Annotated in this window: 16 protein-coding genes, 3 rRNA genes and 1 pseudogene; 13 read left to right on the top strand and 7 right to left on the bottom strand. The window is 68.9% G+C overall.

Going from position 1 to position 23,025, the window contains the following annotated elements; genetic code table 11:
• Position 1 precedes the first annotated feature (1 nt).
• The gene (locus tag SNOUR_RS17965; RefSeq protein ID WP_067348309.1) at positions 2–316 is read right to left on the bottom strand and encodes a hypothetical protein; all 315 of its coding nucleotides are present in this window, start codon (positions 314–316) and stop codon (positions 2–4) included.
• A 157-nt stretch (positions 317–473) separates the two neighbouring features.
• Complete coding sequence (locus SNOUR_RS17960) at positions 474–2,795, bottom strand: protein kinase domain-containing protein (protein WP_067348306.1); 2,322 nt, start codon at positions 2,793–2,795, stop codon at positions 474–476.
• Between the two features lie 210 nt (positions 2,796–3,005).
• Between SNOUR_RS17960 and SNOUR_RS17955 the strand changes: the two genes are divergently transcribed.
• Together SNOUR_RS17955 and SNOUR_RS17950 are read left to right on the top strand one after the other, a co-directional pair.
• Entirely contained in the window at positions 3,006–3,413 is a 408-nt protein-coding gene (locus SNOUR_RS17955; protein WP_312632638.1) for an SH3 domain-containing protein, read from the top strand.
• A 138-nt stretch (positions 3,414–3,551) separates the two neighbouring features.
• Positions 3,552–4,049, top strand: a pseudogene (locus SNOUR_RS17950) (hypothetical protein); the annotation flags it as partial.
• A gap of 110 nt (positions 4,050–4,159) precedes the next feature.
• Here the strand turns inward: SNOUR_RS17950 and SNOUR_RS17945 are convergent.
• The gene (locus SNOUR_RS17945; RefSeq protein WP_067348303.1) at positions 4,160–5,131 is read right to left on the bottom strand and encodes a glycoside hydrolase family 113 protein; all 972 of its coding nucleotides are present in this window, start codon (positions 5,129–5,131) and stop codon (positions 4,160–4,162) included.
• Between the two features lie 266 nt (positions 5,132–5,397).
• Here SNOUR_RS17945 and sigJ point away from each other — a divergent pair, with 266 nt between their 5' ends.
• Positions 5,398–6,363: an RNA polymerase sigma factor SigJ gene (gene sigJ / locus SNOUR_RS17940; protein WP_067348300.1), complete on the top strand. Its 966-nt coding sequence runs from the start codon at positions 5,398–5,400 to the stop codon at positions 6,361–6,363.
• 57 nt (positions 6,364–6,420) lie between these two features.
• Here the strand turns inward: sigJ and SNOUR_RS17935 are convergent, their stop codons facing one another.
• Positions 6,421–7,839: a M1 family metallopeptidase gene (locus SNOUR_RS17935; RefSeq protein WP_067348297.1), complete on the bottom strand. Its 1,419-nt coding sequence runs from the start codon at positions 7,837–7,839 to the stop codon at positions 6,421–6,423.
• A gap of 226 nt (positions 7,840–8,065) precedes the next feature.
• Between SNOUR_RS17935 and proC the strand changes: the two genes are divergently transcribed.
• Positions 8,066–8,872, top strand: coding sequence for a pyrroline-5-carboxylate reductase (gene proC, locus SNOUR_RS17930; RefSeq protein WP_067348294.1), 807 nt, complete (start codon positions 8,066–8,068; stop codon positions 8,870–8,872).
• 215 nt (positions 8,873–9,087) lie between these two features.
• On the opposite strand, the gene trpS is transcribed toward proC, so the two are convergent.
• Entirely contained in the window at positions 9,088–10,125 is a 1,038-nt protein-coding gene (gene trpS / locus SNOUR_RS17925) for a tryptophan--tRNA ligase (RefSeq protein ID WP_067348291.1), read from the bottom strand.
• Between the two features lie 910 nt (positions 10,126–11,035).
• Between trpS and SNOUR_RS17920 the strand changes: the two genes are divergently transcribed.
• The 3 genes from SNOUR_RS17920 to rrf all read left to right on the top strand — a co-directional run bounded on the left by SNOUR_RS17920 (position 11,036) and on the right by rrf (position 16,178).
• Positions 11,036–12,564, top strand: a 16S ribosomal RNA gene (locus SNOUR_RS17920).
• A 304-nt stretch (positions 12,565–12,868) separates the two neighbouring features.
• A 23S ribosomal RNA gene (locus tag SNOUR_RS17915) occupies positions 12,869–15,990 on the top strand.
• A gap of 71 nt (positions 15,991–16,061) precedes the next feature.
• Positions 16,062–16,178: ribosomal RNA gene (gene rrf, locus SNOUR_RS17910) — 5S ribosomal RNA — on the top strand.
• Together the 16S, 23S and 5S rRNA genes form the textbook arrangement of a ribosomal RNA operon.
• Positions 16,179–16,267: 89 nt before the next feature.
• On the opposite strand, the gene SNOUR_RS17905 is transcribed toward rrf, so the two are convergent.
• Positions 16,268–16,936 carry a 4'-phosphopantetheinyl transferase family protein gene (locus SNOUR_RS17905; protein ID WP_067348288.1) on the bottom strand — a complete coding sequence of 223 codons (669 nt, stop codon included), beginning with the start codon at positions 16,934–16,936 and terminating at the stop codon, positions 16,268–16,270.
• Positions 16,937–17,092: 156 nt separating this feature from the next.
• Between SNOUR_RS17905 and SNOUR_RS17900 the strand changes: the two genes are divergently transcribed.
• The 5 genes from SNOUR_RS17900 (at position 17,093) to SNOUR_RS17880 (ending at position 21,682) form a co-directional block, all read left to right on the top strand.
• Positions 17,093–18,118, top strand: a complete 1,026-nt coding sequence (locus tag SNOUR_RS17900) for a saccharopine dehydrogenase family protein (RefSeq protein ID WP_067348286.1) — start codon at positions 17,093–17,095, stop codon at positions 18,116–18,118.
• Positions 18,115–18,759 (top strand): TetR/AcrR family transcriptional regulator, encoded by a 645-nt coding sequence (locus SNOUR_RS17895; protein WP_067348283.1) that lies wholly within the window; start codon positions 18,115–18,117, stop codon positions 18,757–18,759. The genes SNOUR_RS17900 and SNOUR_RS17895 overlap by 4 nt, the downstream gene beginning before the upstream one ends.
• A 135-nt stretch (positions 18,760–18,894) precedes the next feature.
• On the top strand, positions 18,895–20,082 hold the full coding sequence (locus SNOUR_RS17890) for a cytochrome P450 family protein (protein ID WP_067348281.1): 1,188 nt from the start codon (positions 18,895–18,897) through the stop codon (positions 20,080–20,082).
• Positions 20,083–20,212: 130 nt separating this feature from the next.
• Positions 20,213–20,404, top strand: a complete 192-nt coding sequence (locus SNOUR_RS17885) for a ferredoxin (RefSeq protein WP_067358453.1) — start codon at positions 20,213–20,215, stop codon at positions 20,402–20,404.
• 3 nt (positions 20,405–20,407) lie between these two features.
• Complete coding sequence (locus tag SNOUR_RS17880; RefSeq protein ID WP_067348279.1) at positions 20,408–21,682, top strand: NAD(P)/FAD-dependent oxidoreductase; 1,275 nt, start codon at positions 20,408–20,410, stop codon at positions 21,680–21,682.
• 352 nt (positions 21,683–22,034) lie between these two features.
• Here the strand turns inward: SNOUR_RS17880 and SNOUR_RS46225 are convergent, their stop codons facing one another.
• Positions 22,035–22,280: a hypothetical protein gene (locus SNOUR_RS46225; RefSeq protein ID WP_159425874.1), complete on the bottom strand. Its 246-nt coding sequence runs from the start codon at positions 22,278–22,280 to the stop codon at positions 22,035–22,037.
• Between the two features lie 141 nt (positions 22,281–22,421).
• Here SNOUR_RS46225 and SNOUR_RS17875 point away from each other — a divergent pair, with 141 nt between their 5' ends.
• Complete coding sequence (locus SNOUR_RS17875; protein WP_067348276.1) at positions 22,422–23,000, top strand: acyl carrier protein; 579 nt, start codon at positions 22,422–22,424, stop codon at positions 22,998–23,000.
• The last annotated feature ends 25 nt before the right edge of the window (positions 23,001–23,025 follow it).

Raw genomic sequence — 23,025 nt, 5'->3', positions numbered from 1 at the left:
GTCACTTCCCCCGGAACCGCTGGGCCCGCGCGTCCTCGGCGCCCTGGTAGGCGGCGACGGCGTGGTGCAGACCGGCGGCGTGGTCCCGCAGGTCCGCGGATATCTCCCGGAGGGCCGTCGCGGTGCCGTGGGTCATCTCCCGGTACGGGGAGAGGGCCTCGCCGGGCTCGGGTCTCATGCCGACGGGGTCGGGCACGTTCAAGGTCCGCGAGGCGAACGCGCCGATGCGGTCGTCGAGATGGTCGGCGGCGGTGGTGAAGCCCTCGGCCAGTGCGGTGACCGGTTCGGGACGGAAGGAAAGGAGCTGGTGCGGCACAGCTGGCCCCCGTGGTGATGTCGTGTGTGATCAACGTGCCCAGGGAGGCTAGGCAGACGGACCCCACGGATGGGGCGCACCGGCCGCGGAATTCACGAACCCTTGATGGCCCGGGAGTTGGGGCGCCGTCGGCCCTCGTGCCCGCACCCCCGGCGGCTCACCAGCGCTCCGGTTTCTCCGTGCTCACGCCGAAGACCGTGCCGTCGGGGGAGGCGGCGTAGACGCGGCCGTGGGCGGTGTCCAGGGTGGGGGCGGGGACGGCCTGGAGGAAGCCGTTGTGGCGGGTGGCGGCGAGCCGGGGCGGGGTCTGGCCGAGGAGGGCGCCGGTGGTGGTGTCGACGGCGAGCAGTCGGCCGTCCGCGGCCGTGAAGTAGAGGCGGTCGCCGCTGACGACGGGGGTCGAGCCGCGGCTGACGGAGGTCTCGGTGTCCCAGGTGCGTTCGCCGACGGCCTGGAGGGCGCCGCCCTCGGCCAACACGTACACCGTCTCGCCGTGGACGGCGGACGAGACCCCGGGCAGCGGCGCGGCCAGCGGGAACTTCCGGCTCCGGCGGGTGGCCGGGTCGTAGCGGAGCACGCCGGAGACGTAGCCGTCGTAGGTCGGGTCGCCGATGGTGAGGAAGAGCGCGCCGGATGCGGTGGGGCCGGCCAGGGTGAGCGTGCCGGGGAGCCGGTGGGACCAGTGGACCGAGCCGTCGGCCGGGTCGATGGCGGTGAGTTGGGTGGCGGGGGCGGGGCCGGTGGTGAGGGTCTCGGCGGCGTAGGCGGTGTGCGGGTCGCCGTGGCTGGTGAAGTGGGGGAGCCGGTGGCCGGGGAAGCGCTTGCTCCACCGCTGGGCGTGCGTGGTGGTGTCCAGGGCGGTGACCGTGCCGTCGGCGGCGGTCAGGAGGACGCGGTCGGCGACGACCGCGGCGCCGCCCTCGTAGCGGGAGACGTCCAGGCTCCAGCGGAGGGCGCCCTTGCCGTCCTGGGACGGATCGAGGGCCAGCAGGCGCTTGCCGTCGCCGGTGAAGACGTAGAGGAGGCCGCCGGAGAGGACCGGGGCGGTGGGGGAGACGGCCTCCGGGCCCCCCGGGGCACCGGTGTGACGCCAGGTCACCGCACCCGTGCCGGGGGCGAGGCGGGCGGCCGGCAGTCCGGACTGGCCGCAGAAGACCGCACCGGCACCGGCCGTGCAGTACGGCATCTCGGCGTCATGACCGGCGGGGCGCTCGACGATCGTGGTGCGCCAGGGATGGAAGGCGGCGCGAGGGGTGCGCGGGGCGTGCGTCTGGAGGGCCGGATCGTCCGGCGCGTCCGAGGTGAGGGCCCAGGCGCCGCCGAGCGCGGCGACGGCGACGGCGAGGGCCGCGGCGGCCCAGAGGAGGCGGCGACGGATACCCGCCCTTCGGGGGGCCGGGGCGGCGCCGGAGGCGTCCTCGGGAGCGGGCGGCGGGGGCGGCGGGTCGGCGGGCTCGTGGCGCGCGTCCGGAGCGCGCGGCACGTCCGGGGCGCGGGCCACGTCCGGGGTGCGGGCGCGGACATGGGTGGTCTCGGCGCGCGGCGGGGTGGCCTCGGCGCGGACCGGCTGCCGTTGGGCGGCTATCCGGGTGCCCTGCACCGTCTGCGGAAGCGCCTCGCCGGGGGCCGGACGGGGGGCCGGCAGCGTCATCGGCGCATCCGTGTGCAGCAGTTGCATCAGCCGGTCCGGCGTCGGGCGGTCCGCCGGGTCCTTGGCCAGGCAGCTCTCGACGAGCGGCACCAGTTCCTCCGGCACGCCCGACAGATCCGCGTCGTCGTGCACCACCTGGTACGCGACGAGGTAGGGGCTCTCCGAGTCGAACGGGCCGCGGCCGGTCGCGGCGTGCACCAGCACCGACCCCAGGGCGAAGACGTCCGCCGCCGGTCCGACCTCGCGCGGGCGCTGGAACTGCTCGGGGGCCATGAACGGCGGGGTGCCGATCAGCTTCCCGGTCTCGGTGCGCATCTCGCTGTCCGACGGCCGGGAGATGCCGAAGTCGATGACTTTCGGGCCGTCGGCGGCGAGCAGCACATTGCCGGGCTTGAGATCGCGGTGCACCACTCCCGCGCGGTGGATGTCGCGCAGCGCCTCGGCGAGGCCCGCACCCAGCTGCCGCACCTCGCCGGGGGTCAGCGGGCCGTTCCGCTTGACGTGTTCGGAGAGGGTCGGGCCGGCGATGTGGAGGGTCGCCATCCAGGGCCGTTCGGCGTCCGGGTCGGCATCGACGACGGGTGCCGTGAAGGCCCCGCTGACCCGTCGGGCGGCGGCCACCTCCTGTCGGAATCGCCCCCGGAACTCCGGGTCTTGGGCGAATTCGGCGTGGATGACCTTGACCGCGAGCAGCAGTCCGGAGGAGGACCGGGCCAGATGGACCACGCCCATTCCCCCGGAGCCCAGCCGTGCCTCCAGAGGGTAGTGCCCGGCGTATTCCGGACGCTCCGCTTCCGGGCCGGGCCCGGAATCGCGCAGCGGCGGCATCGTTCCACCCCCGAGTCTTCCCCTTGCCAAATCGGTCGCAGGTGCGACGCGCGGAGCCTAGTCCATGGCACGTCCGGGACGGGTGAGGCTTGCTAGCGTGCGCGTCGCGGGCGTCGAACAGGCGCCCGCAGACGCGCTGCCCGGCAACCGCGGGCAGCCGACGACCAGAACCAGCCACGCAAGGCACCGACCAAACGGGGGGAAGCAGAAATGACCACACAGGAATTCGCCGGGAGCGCCGGGCCGGACACCGGGGCGGCCACGGACGTCGACGGGGCCGCGAACACCGCTGTGACGGACCCGGCGGCGGAGACGCCGACCGAGGCGGCGGCCGGCGCCGCACCGCTCGCCGCCGCGCTCGCCGGCCGGACCACCTACCCCCTCGCGCCCGGCTACCGCGTCAACGTCCGCCAGGGGGCCGGCACCAACACCGCGCTGGTCCGCCAGCTCCCGGCCGGCGCCCAGGTCCAGATCCGCTGCCAGACGCGCGGCCAGTGGGTGGCCGGCCCCTACGGCTCCTCCAACATCTGGGACAACATCGCGCCCGGCGAGTACATCTCCGACACCTACGTCCACACGGGCAGTGACGGCATGGTCGCGCCCAGCTGCATGAGCTGACCCGGGCTGACCCGAGCGGGTCGGTCCTGCGCCGGCCGCACCCGAGCGGGCCCGGGCGTGAGCCGCCGGCCGCCATGGCGGCCGGCGGCCCGGCGGGCTCTACGGGCCGGCCGCCGGGCCCCGGGGATAATCGACACCATGAGCGATGCGCAGCGGACGGCGGCCCAGGGCGGCCCGGAGCCGGAGGAGATCCGTTTCTTCGGCACCACCTGGGTCGAGCACGACGGCGGCTACGGCCTGCGCCGGGTCGGCGTCGCGGTGGGCTCGCTGGTGCTCGCCGCGGCCGGGGCGGCGGTGCTGCGGTTCGCCTTCCAGGGACTGGAGATCGCCGAGGTCGGCTCGTTCGTCAACGTTCTCGTGGTGGCCGGCTTCGCCGTCTGCAGCGCGCTGGCCTTCCGCCGCACCTGGGACGGGTTCGTGCGCCGCGCGGACCCGTCGGCCGACAGCGGTGCCGAGCGGTCGATGCAGAGCCTGATGATGATCGGCTTCATCGGCACGCTGCTCGCCTACTTCTGCCGCAGCCTGGCCGAGGCGCCCGGTGAGAAACTGCGCCGGACCGAGTACGAGGCGGCGCGGGAGCGGTACTCCCGGCGCCGGGAATCCCGCGCCGGGAACCCGGCGGCACGCAAGCCGAAGCCGACGTCCAAGCCGACGTCCAAGCCGACGTCCACGTCGAAGTCGAAGGCGCCGTCGAAGCCGAACGGGACGGGCGCGGGATCGGGGACGAAGCCGGGCAGGAAGCGCCGCTAGGCGAAGCCCTGGGCCGGTCCGCCCTGGCCGGCGTAGCGCTCGGCCATCGCCCGGAACACCTCCCGTGGCTCCCAGTGCGCCTCCTCGTCGGTCATCCGCACCACGCCGTACGAGGAGAGGTCGGCATCCCGGTCCACCTTGCCGAAGCCGGCGAAGGTGAACCACAGCGCGGTGTCCACCCCCTCCGCCTCGAAGGCGTCGAGGAGTTCGTGGAAGTACCGCACCTGCTCGCCCTCGCCCGGCACCGCGTCGGCCGGCGGCTGCCAGGCCATGCCGCCCAGCTCGCCCGCACCCGTGTAGGGGCACGTCCCGAACTCGGTCACCGCGACCGGCTTGCCGTGCGCCGCGTGCCCGCGCAGCTCCTCCCGGAAGGTGTCGGCGTTGTACGCGGCCCGGTACGCGTCCACCCCGACCAGGTCGAACGGCGTCCAGTCGATCGCCTCCCAGGGCCCGGAGGCGTAGGTGATCCGGCCACCGAAGTGGGCCCGCACGGTCGTGGCCACCTGGGCGAGGAAGGCGTTCAGCCGCTCCGCCACCGGGCCCAGCGACATCCACCAGTCCACATCGGCGGTGGCCATCGCCCGGAGCCGGTCGCCGTAGCCCTCCCCGGGGAGGAAGCCCTTGCAGAACGCGCTGAGCTCGCACCCGGCGACGAAGACCACCTCGGCCCCGGAGCGCCGGACCCGCTCCGCCCGCTCGGCGCACTCCGCGAAGAACGGCAGCAGTTCCTCGGGCGTGAGGTCCACGGGGAACGGCGCGAACCACACCTCCAGGCCGGCCTCCGCCGCGCACCCCGCCGCGGTGCTCAGCCGCTCGGGCCGCCCGCCGGAGATCCGCACCGCGTCGCAGTGCAGCTCCCGGGCGATCACGCCCATGTCGCGGCGCACCACCGCCTCGTCGAAGCTCTTGCGCGAGAGGTCCTCCGCCGGCAGGAACCCGGTGTCGTAGTTGATGCCGCGTGCGCGCATGGCGTCTTCCTCGTTTCCCCGTCGGATGTGGTGCCCGCCGGCACATTCTCCGGGAGGAATGTTGGGTTCCGGTGCGTACGGCGGGATCTCCACATCCATGCCGGGGTCCGTGCCGGCCTCCTGAGCCACCGTCACCCCGCGCCCGTACCCCCGCTCCCCGGCACCCCCGCCCGGCCCGATCCCACCCCACCCCGTAGCGTCGTCCCCATCCCGGAGGCCGCCGGCGCACGGGCCGCGGCCGAGGGGCGGGGAGGCGGGAGGACACGATGGCGGAGCGGGGACGCGGGGCGACCGACGAGCGGGTCCGGGCGGAGCGGCTGGCGCAGTTCGAGGAGCAGCGGGGCCGGCTGTGGGCCGTGGCGTACCGGATCATGGGGACGGTCAGCGACGCCGACGACGCGGTGCAGGAGACCTGGCTGCGCTGGCAGGCGCTCCCCGACGAGCCGCCGGTGGAGAGCCCCCGCGCGTTCCTCACCACCGTGGTGAGCCGGATCTGCTACGACCTGCTGGGGTCGGCCCGGGCCCGTCGCGAGCTGTACGTGGGGCCCTGGTTGCCCGAGCCGGTGCTCGACGGGGCCGCCGGCGGGTCCGTCGGCGACGGCCGGGCCGGCGTCCCGGACGGCCCCGAGGACCGGGTGACCCTCGACGAGTCGGTCGGCATGGCGCTGCTCACCGTCCTGGAGCGGCTCACCCCGGCCGAACGCACCGCCTTCGTCCTCCACGACGTCTTCGCGGTGCCGTTCCCGGAGATCGCCGAGGCGGTCGGCCGGACCCCGGAATCGGTACGGCAGCTGGCCTCGCGCGGCCGCCGCCGGGTACGGGCCGAGGCGCCGCGCCGCACCGTGGACCGGGCCGAGCACCGGCGCACCGTGGAGGCGTTCCTGGCGGCCGTCATGGGCGGGGACTTCGAGGCGCTGCTGAACGTCCTGGACCCGGAGGTGGTGTGGCGTTCCGACGGCGGCGGCAAGGTGTCCGCGGCCCGCCGGCCGGTGCTGGGCCGGGACAAGGTCGCCCGCTACGTCCAGGGCCTGGTCACCCGCAACTTCACCCCGGCGACCATGCGGCTGGCGGTCCGGGAGGTCAACGGCTCCCTGGGGATGGTCTTCGCCGACCCGTCGGGGGAGTACCCGGCCGGGGTCTTCGGCTTCACGGTGCACGACGGGTTGATCACCGAGGTGGACGCCGTGCTCAACCCGGACAAGCTCGGGCACCTGGACTTCTCGGACCTGTGAGCGGTGGGCGGAGGCCCCCGGGCCCGCGAGCCCGCGGGCCTCCGGGCCCGGCCGCGCTCAGGCGGCCTCGTACTCCCAGTCCGGCGCGCCCTCCCCGTAGAGCCAGTCGTCGAACAGGTCCGTCAGGTCCTCGTCCGTGCGCTGCTGGCAGAAGGCGACGAAGTCCGCGCTGTCGGCGTTGGCGTGCCGGTACTTCGCGGGCCACTCCTTGAGGATCGAGAAGAACGTCTTGTCGCCGACGGCGTTCCGCAGCTGCTGGAGCACCATCGCGCCGCGCTCGTAGACCGGCGGCTCGGTGACGTCCGCCGCCGTCGGCACCTTGCCCGGCGGGAAGTCCCAGCGCGGGTCGTCCTCGTCGGAGTGGTAGAGCGCGTCGAACTGCTCCTGCGGGGTCCGGCCGCCCTCGTGCTCCTCCCACAGCCACTCGGCGTAGGTCGCGAAGCCCTCGTTGAGCCAGGTGTCCTGCCAGGTCTTCGGCGTCACCGAGTCGCCGAACCACTGGTGGGCGGTCTCGTGCACCACCGTCGAGGTGTCCGGCGCCCCGGCGTAGACCGGCTTGGTCTGGGTCTCCAGCGCGCCCCAGTCGATCCGGTCCGGGGTGTGGTCGACTATCGCGCCGGCCGACGAGAACGGGTACGGGCCGAACAGCTTGGTGCTCCACGCGAGGATCTCCGGCAACCGGGACAGCGGTTCCTTGCTGGCCTCGGCCTCCTTCGGATCCACCGCGACGTAGAGCGGCAGCCCCTGCGGCGTGCGGGACTCCTGGACGTCGAACCTGCCGATCGTCGCGGTGGCGAGGTAGCTGGCCATCGGCTCCGCGTTGTGCCACTCGTAGGTGGTCCGCCCGCCCGTGGTCCGCTTGGACTTCAACTCGCCGTTGGCGACCGCGGTGTAGTGCTCCGGCACGGTGATCCGGAAGTCGTAGGCGGCCTTGTCGCCGGGGTGGTTGTTGCCGGGGAACCACGTCATCGTGCCGGCCGGCTCCCCGACGACGAACGCGCCGTCGGCGGTCTTGACCCAGCCCTCGTACCCGCCGCCCTCGTCCTCCATCTCCTCCGGCGTCCCGCGGTACCGGACGGTCGTCCGGAACTCCTTGCCCTTGCCGATCCCGGCGGCCGGTCGGACCACCAGCTTGTGCCCCTTGCGGCTGAACTCGGCGTCCCGGTCGTCGACCCGGACGCCGGTCACCGTCATCCCCTGGAGGTCGAGCTGGAAGGACCGCAGGTCCTCGCCGGCCTTGGCGGTGATCGTCGCGGTGCCGTCCAGATGCTGCTCGGCCACGTCGTAGCGGAGGTCGAGGCCGTAGTGCCGGACGTCGTAGCCGCCGTTGCCGAGCGCCGGGAAGAGCGGGTCGCCCACCCCGCCGCCGCCCGCCTTCCCCTTGACGGCCGTGCCGCCGGACGTGCACGAGGACAGCAGCAGGGCGACGGACAGCGCGGCGACGGCACCGCATCTGCGGAAGGGGCGACGAATCAAGGCGCTCCTCGGGCGAATACAGAAAGCGAACAGAAGTTCACCGACCTTACGGTCAATTCCGGCAAATTCCTCGGTCCTCGATCCGAATGCGACGCGAATCACGCAAGGGAACGCCACCCGCGGGCCACCCGCGGGCCGCCCGCTCCGTGGACACCCTCCGCATCCGCCCGCCCACCGGTGCGAGGATGGCTCCGAACAGCTCACGCACCACCGGCGAGGTGAACGCATGGCCCAGAAGGTCGCCGTACTCGGCACCGGAAAAATCGGCGAAGCCCTGCTCAGCGGCATGATCCGCGGCGGCTGGGCGCCCTCCGACCTGTTGGTCACCGCCCGCCGCCAGGAGCGCGCCGAACAGCTCCGCACCCGCTACGGCGTCGAGGCGGTCAGCAACGCCGAGGCCGCCAAGGCCGCCGACACCCTGATCCTCACCGTCAAGCCCCAGGACATGGGCACCCTGCTGACCGAGCTGGCCCCGCACGTCCCCGCCGACCGCCTGGTGATCAGCGGCGCCGCCGGCATCCCGACCTCCTTCTTCGAGGAGCGGCTGGCCCCCGACACCCCGGTCGTCCGGGTCATGACGAACACCCCCGCCCTCGTCGACGAGGCGATGTCCGTCATCTCCGCCGGCACCCACGCCACCGCCGCGCACCTCACCCTCGCCGAAGAGATCTTCTCCACGGTCGGTAAGACGCTGCGCGTCCCGGAGTCCCAGCAGGACGCCGCCACCGCCCTGTCCGGCTCCGGCCCGGCCTACTTCTACTTCCTCGTCGAGGCGATGACCGACGCCGGCATCCTGCTCGGCCTGCCCCGCGACAAGGCCCACGACCTGATCGTCCAGGCCGCCATCGGCGCCGCGGTGATGCTCCGCGACAGCGGCGAACACCCGGTCAAGCTCCGAGAGAACGTCACCTCCCCCGCGGGCACCACCATCAACGCCATCCGCGAACTGGAGAACCACGGCGTACGCGCAGCCCTGATCGCCGCCCTGGAGGCCGCCCGCGACCGCAGCCGCGAACTGGCCAACGGCAACTGAGAGCACCTGAGCACAACCGGCGACGACGACCGTGGACAACAGCCGGCGACGACGACCGGGACGACAGCCGGGGATGACAACCGTGGGCCTCGCCACGGACCGACCACCGAACGGGAACACCACCCCCACCCCACCCCGTTGTGGCCCGTAGGGGGCGCCCCTGCCCCCTACGGGATCCGTTCGCCTCCCCCCTACGGGCGTAAGGGCCTACGGACTCACGAGCCCACCGGCAACAGCCCCACCGCCTCGTACGCCGCGTCCACCCGCGGCCGCGCCATCCCCCGCGCCCGCTCGGCCCCCGCCCGCAGCACCCCGTCGACGTACCCGGGATCGGCCGCCAGCTCCGCGTGCCGCTCCCGCACCGGCCGCAGCAGTTCCACCACCGCCTCCGCGGTGTCCCGCTTCAACACCCCGTACGACCCGTACGCTTCCGCCAGCCCGGCCGGATCACCGTCCCCACGGCAGGCCGCGAGGACGTCCAGCAGATTCGCCACCCCCGGCCGCTCGTCCCGGTCGTACGCCACGTCCGTCCCGCCGTCCGTCACGGCGCGCATCACCTTCCGCCGCACCGTGTCCGGCTCGTCCAAGAGATGGACCACCCCGGCACCGCCGTTCCGCAGGGCCGCCGTCTTGCCCATCTTCGACCGGGGATCCTGAAGGTCCATCACCCGCGCAGCCACCGGCGGAACCGACGCCCGCGGCACCACGAACACCCGCCCGTACCGCCGGTTGAACCGCACCGCCAGATCCCGCGTGAGCTCCACGTGCTGCGTCTGGTCCTCACCCACGGGCACCTCGTCCGTCCCGTACGCCAGGATGTCCGCCGCCATCAGCGCCGGATACGTCAGCAGCGACAGCCGCACCCCGGCCGCCTCCTCGCGGGCGGCCTTCTCCTTGAACTGCACCATCCGCCGCATCTCACCGACACCGGCGGTGCACTCCATCAGATACGAGAGCCGCACGTGCTCGACGACATGGCTCTGCACGAACACCGTGCATCGCTCCGGATCCAGCCCCGCCGCCAACAACAGGGTCGCCGCCTGCCGACTGAGTCGGCGCACCCGCGCCGGATCGTGCTCCACGGTCAGCGCGTGCAGATCCACCACGCAGAACAGCGCATCCGCCCGGTGCTGCTCCTCGTCGACCCACCGCCGCACCGCCCCGAGGTAGTTCCCCAGCGTCAGATGCCCCGTCGGCTGCACCCCGCTGAACACCCGCGCGACCGTCCCCGACGTCCCGACCTTCTCGCTCATCCGTCCCTCACTCTCACCGGGACCGCCGCCTGCGTCGGCCGGTGACGAAGGGAGATACGCGAACGGCCGCCGAAGCGGCGGCCGTGGTCATGCATGCGCTGTTGGTACGGCCGCCGTCAGGCGGGCCACCACAGCTGTACGAGCACATGCGCAGTCATGCCCCTCAAAGTACCGGCCGCACCCGTCCCCCGCAGGGATTTGAACCACCCCACCCCCTCGTGTAGTGTTCTCCGAGTTGTCACGGAGCCGACGGCCCCGGACAGCCATCCCGCCGCTTCGCGGCAACCCACCACTGCACGGCCCCTCAACGGGAGCGAATTTCGCATGCCGAAATTCATTCCGGGCGTCTGATTAGGCGTCAGCGAGGAATTCCGCTAACGTAGTGAACACCCCGCCGACGGGGAATCGGATCGAAATTCGAACCGACCGCAACTCACTGAGAAGCGGGCCGGGACGGAAAGAAGATCTGATAAAGTCGGAAAGGCCGAAAAGCGAAAGCGAAGCGGCCGGACCCCGCTCCAACAGGGGGCCAGAGACGGAAACGGATCTGGTAAGGTTGGAACCGCGAGGAAACCGAAAGGTCGAATCGCACCGGCGAAAATCGGAGCCGAAAGGATCTGATAGAGTCGGAGACGCAAGACCGAAGGGAAGCGCCCGGAGGAAGCCCGAGAGGGTGGCCGAAGGAAGCGTCCGTTCCTTGAGAACTCAACAGCGTGCCAAAAGTCAACGCCAGATATGTTGATACCCCGTCTCCATCATGGAGATGAGGTTCCTTTGAAAAGTCCTTCCAATAGCTTTGGGAGGCGCACAGCGAGGACGCTGTGAACCGCGAGGATTATTCCTCCTTGTGGTTCCGCTCAACGCGAGTGTTGATACCGGCAGTTTTTCATTAAACGCAGTCCGGAAAGCATTCACGGAGAGTTTGATCCTGGCTCAGGACGAACGCTGGCGGCGTGCTTAACACATGCAAGTCGAACGATGAACCGGCTTCGGTCGGGGATTAGTGGCGAACGGGTGAGTAACACGTGGGCAATCTGCCCTTCACTCTGGGACAAGCCCTGGAAACGGGGTCTAATACCGGATATGACACGGGGTCGCATGATCTCCGTGTGGAAAGCTCCGGCGGTGAAGGATGAGCCCGCGGCCTATCAGCTTGTTGGTGAGGTAATGGCTCACCAAGGCGACGACGGGTAGCCGGCCTGAGAGGGCGACCGGCCACACTGGGACTGAGACACGGCCCAGACTCCTACGGGAGGCAGCAGTGGGGAATATTGCACAATGGGCGAAAGCCTGATGCAGCGACGCCGCGTGAGGGATGACGGCCTTCGGGTTGTAAACCTCTTTCAGCAGGGAAGAAGCGAGAGTGACGGTACCTGCAGAAGAAGCGCCGGCTAACTACGTGCCAGCAGCCGCGGTAATACGTAGGGCGCGAGCGTTGTCCGGAATTATTGGGCGTAAAGAGCTCGTAGGCGGCTTGTCGCGTCGGATGTGAAAGCCCGGGGCTTAACCCCGGGTCTGCATTCGATACGGGCAGGCTAGAGTTCGGTAGGGGAGATCGGAATTCCTGGTGTAGCGGTGAAATGCGCAGATATCAGGAGGAACACCGGTGGCGAAGGCGGATCTCTGGGCCGATACTGACGCTGAGGAGCGAAAGCGTGGGGAGCGAACAGGATTAGATACCCTGGTAGTCCACGCCGTAAACGTTGGGAACTAGGTGTGGGCGACATTCCACGTCGTCCGTGCCGCAGCTAACGCATTAAGTTCCCCGCCTGGGGAGTACGGCCGCAAGGCTAAAACTCAAAGGAATTGACGGGGGCCCGCACAAGCAGCGGAGCATGTGGCTTAATTCGACGCAACGCGAAGAACCTTACCAAGGCTTGACATACACCGGAAAGCATTAGAGATAGTGCCCCCCTTGTGGTCGGTGTACAGGTGGTGCATGGCTGTCGTCAGCTCGTGTCGTGAGATGTTGGGTTAAGTCCCGCAACGAGCGCAACCCTTGTTCTGTGTTGCCAGCATGCCTTTCGGGGTGATGGGGACTCACAGGAGACTGCCGGGGTCAACTCGGAGGAAGGTGGGGACGACGTCAAGTCATCATGCCCCTTATGTCTTGGGCTGCACACGTGCTACAATGGCCGGTACAATGAGCTGCGATACCGCGAGGTGGAGCGAATCTCAAAAAGCCGGTCTCAGTTCGGATTGGGGTCTGCAACTCGACCCCATGAAGTCGGAGTTGCTAGTAATCGCAGATCAGCATTGCTGCGGTGAATACGTTCCCGGGCCTTGTACACACCGCCCGTCACGTCACGAAAGTCGGTAACACCCGAAGCCGGTGGCCCAACCCCTTGTGGGAGGGAATCGTCGAAGGTGGGACTGGCGATTGGGACGAAGTCGTAACAAGGTAGCCGTACCGGAAGGTGCGGCTGGATCACCTCCTTTCTAAGGAGCACTTCTTACCGAGCTTTGCTTGGTCAGAGGCCAGTACATCAGCGAGTGTCTGATGCTGGTTGCTCATGGGTGGAACGTTGACTACTCGGCGCGATTGGTGTGAGGACTGTTAGTACTGCTTCGGCGTGGAACGCAGGGTCTCATCTGGTCGGGTCGGGCACGCTGTTGGGTGTCTGAGGGTACGGACTACGGTCTGAACCTTCGGGATGCCGGTCCCAGTGAACTCAGCCTTCGGGTTGGGGTGGTGGGTGGCTGGTCGTTGTTTGAGAACTGCACAGTGGACGCGAGCATCTGTGGCCAAGTTTTTAAGGGCGCACGGTGGATGCCTTGGCACCAGGAACCGATGAAGGACGTGGGAGGCCGCGATAGGCCCCGGGGAGCTGTCAACCGAGCTTTGATCCGGGGGTGTCCGAATGGGGAAACCCGGCAGTCGTCATGGGCTGTCACCCGCTGCTGAACACATAGGCAGTGTGGAGGGAACGCGGGGAAGTGAAACATCTCAGTACCCGCAGGAAGAGAAAACAACCGTGATTCCGGGAGTAGTGGCGAGCGAAACTGGATGAGGCTAAACCAGTCACGTGTGATACCCGGCAGGGGTTGCGTGGTTGGGGTTGTGGGAGCTTTCTTGATCGGTCTGCCGGCCGGTCGGTGAGTCAGAAACCGTTGATATAGGCGAAGGACATGCGAAAGGTCCGGCGTAGAGGGTAAGACCCCCGTAGCTGAAATGTCAGCGGCTTGCTTGAGAGCCACCCAAGTAGCACGGGGCCCGAGAAATCCCGTGTGAATCTGGCGGGACCACCCGTTAAGCCTAAATATTCCCTGGTGACCGATAGCGGATAGTACCGTGAGGGAATGGTGAAAAGTACCGCGGGAGCGGAGTGAAATAGTACCTGAAACCGTGTGCCTACAAGCCGTGGGAGCGTCGCCATGCAGCTTGCTGTGTGGTCGTGACTGCGTGCCTTTTGAAGAATGAGCCTGCGAGTTTGCGGTATGTTGCGAGGTTAACCCGTGTGGGGAAGCCGTAGCGAAAGCGAGTCCGAATAGGGCGTTGGAGTAGCATGCTCAAGACCCGAAGCGGAGTGATCTAGCCATGGGCAGGTTGAAGCGGAGGTAAGACTTCGTGGAGGACCGAACCCACCAGGGTTGAAAACCTGGGGGATGACCTGTGGTTAGGGGTGAAAGGCCAATCAAACTCCGTGATAGCTGGTTCTCCCCGAAATGCATTTAGGTGCAGCGTCGTGTGTTTCTTGCCGGAGGTAGAGCACTGGATAGGCGATGGGCCCTACCGGGTTACTGACCTTAGCCAAACTCCGAATGCCGGTAAGTGAGAGCGCGGCAGTGAGACTGTGGGGGATAAGCTCCATGGTCGAGAGGGAAACAGCCCAGAGCATCGACTAAGGCCCCTAAGCGTGTGCTAAGTGGGAAAGGATGTGGAGTCGCAGAGACAACCAGGAGGTTGGCTTAGAAGCAGCCACCCTTGAAAGAGTGCGTAATAGCTCACTGGTCAAGTGATTCCGCGCCGACAATGTAGCGGGGCTCAAGTACACCGCCGAAGTCGTGTCATTGCAGCATGAGGGCTAACGCCTGTTGTGATGGGTAGGGGAGCGTCGTGTGCCGGGTGAAGCAGCCGTGGAAACGAGTTGTGGACGGTTCACGAGTGAGAATGCAGGCATGAGTAGCGATACAAGAGTGGGAAACTCTTGCGCCGATTGACTAAGGGTTCCTGGGTCAAGCTGATCTGCCCAGGGTAAGTCGGGACCTAAGGCGAGGCCGACAGGCGTAGTCGATGGACAACCGGTTGATATTCCGGTACCCGCTTTGAAGCGCCCAATACTGAATCAGGCGATGCTAAGTCCGTGAAGCCGCCCTGATCTCTTCGGAGTTGAGGGGAGTGGTGGAGCCGACGGACCAGACTTGTAGTAGGTAAGCGATGGGGTGACGCAGGAAGGTAGTCCAGCCCGGGCGGTGGTTGTCCCGGGGTAAGGGTGTAGGCCGTGTGGTAGGCAAATCCGTCACACGTTAAGGCTGAGACCTGATGCCGAGCCGATTGTGGTGAAGTGGATGATCCTATGCTGTCGAGAAAAGCCTCTAGTGAGTTTCAAGGCGGCCCGTACCCTAAACCGACTCAGGTGGTCAGGTAGAGAATACCGAGGCGTTCGGGTGAACTATGGTTAAGGAACTCGGCAAAATGCCCCCGTAACTTCGGGAGAAGGGGGGCCATTTCTGGTGATGACATTTACTGTCTGAGCTGGGGGTGGCCGCAGAGACCAGCGAGAAGCGACTGTTTACTAAAAACACAGGTCCGTGCGAAGCCGTAAGGCGATGTATACGGACTGACGCCTGCCCGGTGCTGGAACGTTAAGGGGACCGGTTAGCTCCATTTCGGTGGGGCGAAGCTGAGAACTTAAGCGCCAGTAAACGGCGGTGGTAACTATAACCATCCTAAGGTAGCGAAATTCCTTGTCGGGTAAGTTCCGACCTGCACGAATGGCGTAACGACTTCTCGACTGTCTCAACCATAGGCCCGGTGAAATTGCATTACGAGTAAAGATGCTCGTTTCGCGCAGCAGGACGGAAAGACCCCGGGACCTTTACTATAGCTTGATATTGGTGTTCGGTTCGGCTTGTGTAGGATAGGTGGGAGACTTTGAAGCGCCAACGCCAGTTGGTGTGGAGTCGTTGTTGAAATACCACTCTGGTCGTGCTGGATGTCTAACCTGGGTCCGTGATCCGGATCAGGGACAGTGTCTGGTGGGTAGTTTAACTGGGGCGGTTGCCTCCTAAAGGGTAACGGAGGCGCCCAAAGGTTCCCTCAGCCTGGTTGGTAATCAGGTGTTGAGTGTAAGTGCACAAGGGAGCTTGACTGTGAGACTGACGGGTCGAGCAGGTACGAAAGTAGGGACTAGTGATCCGGCGGTGGCTTGTGGAAGCGCCGTCGCTCAACGGATAAAAGGTACCCCGGGGATAACAGGCTGATCTTCCCCAAGAGTCCATATCGACGGGATGGTTTGGCACCTCGATGTCGGCTCGTCGCATCCTGGGGCTGGAGTCGGTCCCAAGGGTTGGGCTGTTCGCCCATTAAAGCGGTACGCGAGCTGGGTTTAGAACGTCGTGAGACAGTTCGGTCCCTATCCGCTGCGCGCGTAGGAGTCTTGAGAAGGGCTGTCCCTAGTACGAGAGGACCGGGACGGACGGACCTCTGGTGTGCCAGTTGTTCTGCCAAGGGCATGGCTGGTTGGCTACGTTCGGAAAGGATAACCGCTGAAAGCATCTAAGCGGGAAGCCTGCTTCGAGATGAGGGCTCCCACCCACTTGATGGGGTAAGGCTCCCAGTAGATGACTGGGTTGATAGGCCAGATATGGAAGCGCCGTAAGGTGTGGAGTTGACTGGTACTAATAGGCCGAGGGCTTGTCCTCAGTTGCTCGCGTCCACTGTGTTGGTTCTGAAGCCACGAACAGACCAACGGTTGTTCTTTGTTTCATAGTGTTTCGGTGGTTATAGCGTTAGGGAAACGCCCGGTTACATTCCGAACCCGGAAGCTAAGCCTTTCAGCGCCGATGGTACTGCAGGGGGGACCCTGTGGGAGAGTAGGACGCCGCCGAACTAATTTTAGAAGAAGCCCCGTTGGGAACCTCGGTTCCCAACGGGGCTTTTTTGCGTTGTCCTGCGGGGGTGTGGGGGCATCCGGGGGGATCAGGTGGGGCGCGGGAAGGTGGTGGCGGTGAGCAGGATGCCGTGGGAGGCGTGCCAGCGGCCGGGGAGCACGGGGGCCGGGACGTCGGCCGGCCAGGGGAGGAGGAGCCGGGCGATGAAGGTGCCGGTGGTGGGGGTGAACGTGATCTCGGCGTCGTCGAATTGGAGGGGCCGGGGGGCGAGCGGGGCGCAGGTCTTGTAGACGGATTCCTTGGCGCTGAAGAGGAGGCGGTCCCAGGGGATGTCGGGGTGGGTGGTGGCGAGGTCCTGGAGGTGGGTGCGTTCGGTGGGGGTGGTGATGCCGGCGCGGACGGTGGCGGGCAGGGGGGCGTGGGGTTCGGCGTCGATGCCCAGGTGGGGGAGGTCGGCCGAGTGGGCCACGGCGGCGGCGCGGTAGCCGTCGCAGTGGGTGATGCTGCCGGTGATGCCGGGGGGCCAGGCGGGGGCGCCGGTGGGGCCCGGGGGGACCGGGGTCGGGGGGAGGCCCAGGCGGGTCAGGGCGCGGTGGGCGCACTGGCGGGCGGTGGTGAATTCGCGGCGGCGTTTCTCGCCGGCGTGGGCGATCTCGCGTTCCTCGATCGGGAAGAGGCCGTTGGGGGCAGTGGCCGGGGGGTCCCCGAGGGCGTCCTCTCCTACGGCGTGCGGGGGGAGGACGTGCTCGATGAGCATGGGGGTCAACTCCTCGGGTGGGGGCCGGAGGTGAGGGGCCGTGGGGGGACGACTCTATGTGACGGGGGCTACAAAGAAGGTCGTTGCCGAGTCTAGGTCGCGTGACCTAGTGTCTGCGGTGTGGACGATGACCTCCAGCTTGATGTGAATGGTCCGGTGCTTGTGGTCGGCGGTTATGGGACCGTCGGCGGCGATCTGGCCCGGCTCGCCGCTCCTTCCTGGCCCTTGCTGCTGACCGGGCGTACGCCCGAGAAGGGGCGGGCGTTGGCCGATGAGGTCGGGGCGGAGGTGCGGCGCTGGGACCTGAGTGATCCGGAGCCGTTCGCGGCGAGGGTCCGGGCCGTGATCAGCACGGTGAACGACCCGGACGACCGGGTGATGCTGGCCGCCGTCCGGGGCGGGGTGCCGTATGTGGACATCACGCGGTGGACGGCGCGGTTGCAGCGGGCCACGGCGGTTGCCGCGGTCAACCCGCCGAAGGCGCCGGTGCTGCTCTCGTCGAGTTGGATGGGCGGGGTCAGCGCGCTGGTCACCGCGGCGCTGGCGGCCGAGCTCGGCGGTGCGTCCGGGGTGCAGATCGCCATCCGGTACGACCTGAAGGACCGGGCCGGGACGGACTCGGTGGAGTTCATGGACCGGCTGGGCTTGGACTACGAGGTGACCGAGAACGGTCAGCGGCGGATGATCATGCCGTTGAGCGACGCCGGGTTCGTCCAGATCGGCGAGCACCGGACGAAGGTGGCGCGGATCGACACGCCGGAGCAGTTCACGCTGCCGCTGGTGCTGGGGCTGGACACCGCGATCACGCGGATCGGGTTCAGCGCGAACTCGTCGACGTCGACGCTGCTGGCGCTGAAGAAGACCGGGTTCTTCCGGTGGGGGCGGGGCGACGCGTTCGAGAAGACCCGGCGGGGGATGCTGTACTCGCCCGGTGAGGGCGGGTCGGCGCTGCTGCGGATCGATGTCCGCGGGCGGGGCGGCGAGCGGCGCACCGCGGTGGTCGAGGACGCTGCCGGGCAGGCCCATCTCACCGCGCTGGGCGGGCTGTTGGGGCTGCGTCGGGTGCTGGGGGAGGATGGTGCGCAGGCGCCGACCGGGGTGGTCTTCCCCGAGATGACGCCGCTGCCGCAGGACGTCGTGTCCGCGCTGGAGAAGGCCGGGGTCGAGGTCACGGTGTCATGAGCGAGGAGAAGGGCGGCGGCAAGCCGCAGCTGACGCGGCAGGGGAGCCTGCGGCGGACGAGTCTGCTGGATGCCGCCGAGACCGTACTGGTCGCCAAGGGCAACGCGGATGCCTCGTTGCGGGCCATCGCCGGTGAGGCGGGGGTGCGGGTCGGGCATCTGCAGCACTACTTCCCGACCCGGGCCGACCTGATAAAGGCCGTGCTGGAGCGGGCGTTGGACCGTTCGCTGGAGCGGCTGGCGGAGACGACGGGGCTGCGGCTGGACCGGGAGGACCCGTCGGCCATCGAGGTGCCGGAGGGCGGCCGGGCGGAACCCGCCGAGGTGGTGGCGGTGGTGCTCGCCGAGCAGGATGATCCGCAACTGGTCCGGTTGTACGTCGAGGTGTGGGCGCTGGCGGCGCGGGACGACGAGATCGCCGCGGTGGTCCGGGAGTTCTACCAGAAGTACGTGGCCCATGTGGAGGCGTTCGTGCAGCAGGGGCGGCCGGAGTGGTCCGCCGGTTTCTGTCGCGCGCGGGCCGAGACGTTCGTGGCGTTGGTCGAGGGGGCGGCCCTGATGAGGTCGGGGATCGCCGGGAGCCGGTCGGGCGCGATGGATCAGCAACTCGCGCAGCAGGCCGTGCAGTTGCTCCGGGACTGAGTCCGGGCGGAGCAGGCGCCGGCCGTCGAGGTCCGGGGCGGGTTTCTTCGGGGCCGGTCGGCCCGTGGCGTGGCGTGTGGGCTGCGGCGTGGGCCGGCGGCCCGTCATCCATGGCAGACATGGGGGGAATGTGTCATGTCCGAGGTGTTCGATCTTGCCGAGCTGGCGGCTTCGGCGGATCTGGAGCGGGAGTTGGGGCGGCTCGCCGCGGACCACGGGATCATCCGTACCCGGCAGCTGAACCAGCAGGAGACGTGGACGGTGCTGAGTGCGGCGCTGACCCGGGAGCTGTTGAGCGATCCGCGGCTGTCCAACGACGTACACACCCATGCGCCGCACGGGGCGCTGGTCCCGGGGTTGCAGGTGATGCTGCTGGAGCAGGACGACCCGGGGCACGCCCGTTACCGGCGGCTGGTCTCCGCGGCGTTCGCGTCGAAGGCGGTGCGGCAGTTGGAGCCGCGCATCGTGGAGGTCACCCGGCAGTTGCTGGAGAAGCTGGGCGACAGCGGGACGGTGGACTTCATCGACGCGTTCACCTACCCGATGCCGCTGGAGGTGATCTGCGATCTGCTGGGGGTGCCGGGCGAGGACCGGGATCCGTTCCGGAAGTGGGCGATGGACATCTCCGCGGCGCCGTCGGCGGAGGCGATGCAGACGGCGGCGGGCGAGCTGTTCGCGTACTGCATCGGGCTGATCGGGGCCAAGCGGGAGCGGCCGACGGAGGACCTGCTCGGTGAGCTGATCGCGGCGCGGTTCGAGGACGGGACCGGGCTGTCGGACGAGGAGCTGTCGTCGTTCGCCGCGGTGCTGCTGATCGCCGGCCATGACACGGTGACGAACCTGCTGGCCAACGCGTTGCATGAGCTGTTGACGCATCCGGAGCAGCTGGCCGCGCTGCGCGCGGACCGGTCGCTGGTGGGCCAGGCGGTGGAGGAGGCGCTGCGGTTCCGGGGGTCGGCGATGACCACGGTGAACCGGGTGGCGCTTACGGACATCGAGGCCGGCGGGGTGACCATTCGCGAGGGCGAGCTGGTGCGGTTCCTGCTGAACGCGGCCAATCGGGACGCGGAGGTGCGGGAGGACGGCCACACGTTCGACATCGGGCGGGCCACCGCGCGGCACGTCGCGTTCGGGATGGGGCCGCACTTCTGCCTGGGGCAGCGGTTGGCCCGGCAGGAGGCGACGATCGCGCTGACCGAGATCCTGGACCGCTTCCCGACGCTGGAGTTGGGCGTTCCGGCGGGTGAGGTGCGCTGGCTGGCCTCGGACGCGATCCGGGGGCTGGAGGCGCTGCCGCTGCGGTATGCGCGGGAGACGGTGTGACGGTGTGAGGACGCCCGGGCGGTCGGTGGGGTGGGCCCGGTGGGGTGGCGCCGCCGGCCGCGGGCGGGGCGGCGGGGGCTTCCGCGTCGCGTCAACTGCTTGATCCATAGGGGAAGTGGGGGAGTCGGGCATGCGGATCACGGTCGATCACGAGGCGTGCGACGGGCTGGGGCAGTGTGCTCTGGTGGCGCCGGAGGTCTTTGCGCTGGACGACGACGAGCGGTTGCAGGTCGCGTCGGACCCGGCGCCGGAGCTCGCGGACAAGGTGGTGGCCGCGGCGCGGGCGTGCCCGGTGCGGGCGATCTCGGTCGAGCGGGCCTGAGCGGTGCGCGAGGTCGTCGTGGTGGGCGCGGGTCTGGCGGGTGTCCGGGCCGGTGAGTCGCTGCGTGCGCGGGGGTTCCGCGGGGCGTTGACCGTGGTGTCGGACGAGGCGGAACTCCCGTATGACCGGCCGCCGTTGACCAAGCAGGTGGTGGCCGGGACCCGCACGGCGGACGACATCCGGCTGGCCGGCGCCGAGGACTTCGGTGCCCGCTGGATCCGGGGGACCGGGGCCGTCGGGCTGGATCGGGAGCGGCGTCGGGTGCGGCTGGCCGACGGTGCGGAGGTGCCGTACGACGGGCTGGTGTTGGCGACCGGGGCGCGGGCGCGGGTCTGGCCCGGGGAGGTGCCGGCCGGGGTGCTGACGGTGCGGGGGCTGGACGACGTCCGGGCGCTGCGTGCGGCGGTCGACGGCGGGGCCCGTGAGGTGGTCGTCGTCGGGGCGGGTTTCGTCGGGGTGGAGCTGGCGTCGTCGCTGGTCGGGCTGGGGCTCGGGGTGCGGGTGACGTTGGTGGAGCCGTTCGGGCGGCCGTTGCGGGCGCTGGGCGGGACGGTGCCGGATGTGGTGGCGCGGGCGGCGCGGCGGGCCGGGGTCGTCCTGCGGCTGGGCACCGGGGTGACGGGTTTTCGTGCCGAGGGCGGGCGGGTCGCCGGGGTCGGGTTGGCCGACGGGGGCGTGCTGCCGGCCGAGGTGGCGGTGGTGGCGATCGGGATGGTGCCGGCGACCGGGTGGCTGGTGGGGTCCGGGTTGGCGCTGCCGTCCGGGCGGGTGCACTGCGACGAGCGGCTGTTCGCGCGGACGGCGGGGGTGGCCGGGGTGCCCGATCGGCGGATCGTGGTGGCCGGGGACGTGGCGTGGTGCGACGCGGTGCGGTCGGTGGACGGGCCGGTGCCGTTGGAGCACTGGAGCAATGCGGCGGCGCAGGGGGAGTTGGCGGCGCGGAACCTGTTGGCGGGGCCGGCCGCGGCCGAGCCGTACGAGCATGTGCCGTCGTTCTGGACGTCGGCGTTCGGGCTGCGGATCAAGTCGGTGGGGCTGCCGGGGACCGGGGACCGGGTGGTCGTCGAGGAGGGGGAGCCGGGTGCGGAGAAGGTGGTGGAGGCGCACTACCGGGAGGGCCGGTTGGTCGGTGCGGTGAGTGTGAATCTGGGGAAGCGGTTGGCGGGGTACGCGCGGCGGCTCCAGGAGGAGCGGGGCGAGGTGACGGGGGCGGCCGGTGGGGCCGATGGGTCCGGGGCGGCCGGTGGGGCGTCGGCCGGGAGCGGGGCCCTCGAGTGAGGCGCTATCCGGCCGCTGGCCGGAATACGGTGCGGTGGCCGGAAAGTGTTGGGATACCGAGTAGGTTTTCGGCCGGTAACCCGCTGTGTCGCGGGCCCGGACAGCAAACCCGCCCCACGTGAATGGCGCGTTAAGTTTCCCATTACCACGGAACATTTATGGCTGACCTCTTCCGGCGGCATCTGGGTCAAGTGACCTATCGCACAAACGAGTGACGCCCCTAAGTGGCTCTGGTAGCGTTTTTACCGCGCCTCCGGGAGAGGCGGGACGGGCTTTGCGAGTGCGTCACAACGAGGTGATCGCCGATGATTACGGCCTGTTCTTTTGCAAGCAGGTGTCGGGGGATCATTTGCTACGGGGGATGGTCATGTGTAGCGCCTTCGAAGGCGTCTGAAATCGGGGCTTCCTGAGGTTCGGAAGTTTTCCCGTTCTCTTGTGTCCGCAGCGTGAACCGGTCGTACCCACGACCTGATGTCATGCCCTGGGCGGGCAATCCAACAACTTCTTCACCGAGCGGCAGCCTGCCGTGACGGTCGCCGACCGAGGTTTCGAGCGACGTCGCGAAAGGCGTGCCGAGCGGAATCACGTCCTCACGCATATGCGATGTCCGGCGCTTTTGGCGACCTTATCGCGAATGCGTCGACAATGCGCTGCCGAGTATTTCTGCTGCCGTTTTCCGGGAATTTTCACGGCTGGTCGACGGTGGTGTCCCAGAGCGCTCAAAAACGAGGAGAGAGCCATGCAGAACCCCTATCAGGCCGAGCAGATCCACGACATCGTGCGGGAGGGCCTGGCCCAGGTCCTGGGCACCGATGTCGACGAGATCACCGCGGATGCCACCCTCGTCGCCGACCTGGGTGCGGAATCCCTCGACCTGGTCGAATTCCGCTTCGAAATGGAGACCAAGCTCGGCGTGGCGCTGCCCAAGTCGAACGTCCTGGACCAGCTCGCCACCACGCTCGGCGGCTCCGAGCAGCTCTACGACGAGCGCGGCGGCATCACCGAACTGGCCGCCGAGGTGCTGCGCCGCAGCGCGTTCGGCTACTCCGCGGAGCAGGTGCACGCCGGCCAGCGGCCGTACGAGGTCGCCGCGGCGGCCACCAGCGCGCACTGGGCCGCCTTCACCCACGCGATCTTCGACCACCTGCCCGAGAACTGCACCGAGTGCGGTGCCGACAAGGCCGAACCGGCCGCGTCCGGCAAGGCGATCTGCGCCGGCTGCGGCGCCGCGCTGGAGGCGGCCACCGGCGACGAGGTGATGGCCGAGGGCGTACGGGCCGCGCTCGCCGCCCTGGGGCACGCCCAGCCCGTCGGCTGACCGTCCGCGGCCGGTGCGGAAGGCG

The organism is Streptomyces noursei ATCC 11455 (assembly GCF_001704275.1).
GTDB classification, from domain to species: domain Bacteria; phylum Actinomycetota; class Actinomycetes; order Streptomycetales; family Streptomycetaceae; genus Streptomyces; species Streptomyces noursei.
The sequence above is the reverse complement of the archived record's forward strand: the minus strand, read 5'-3'. Positions and strand labels throughout refer to the sequence as shown.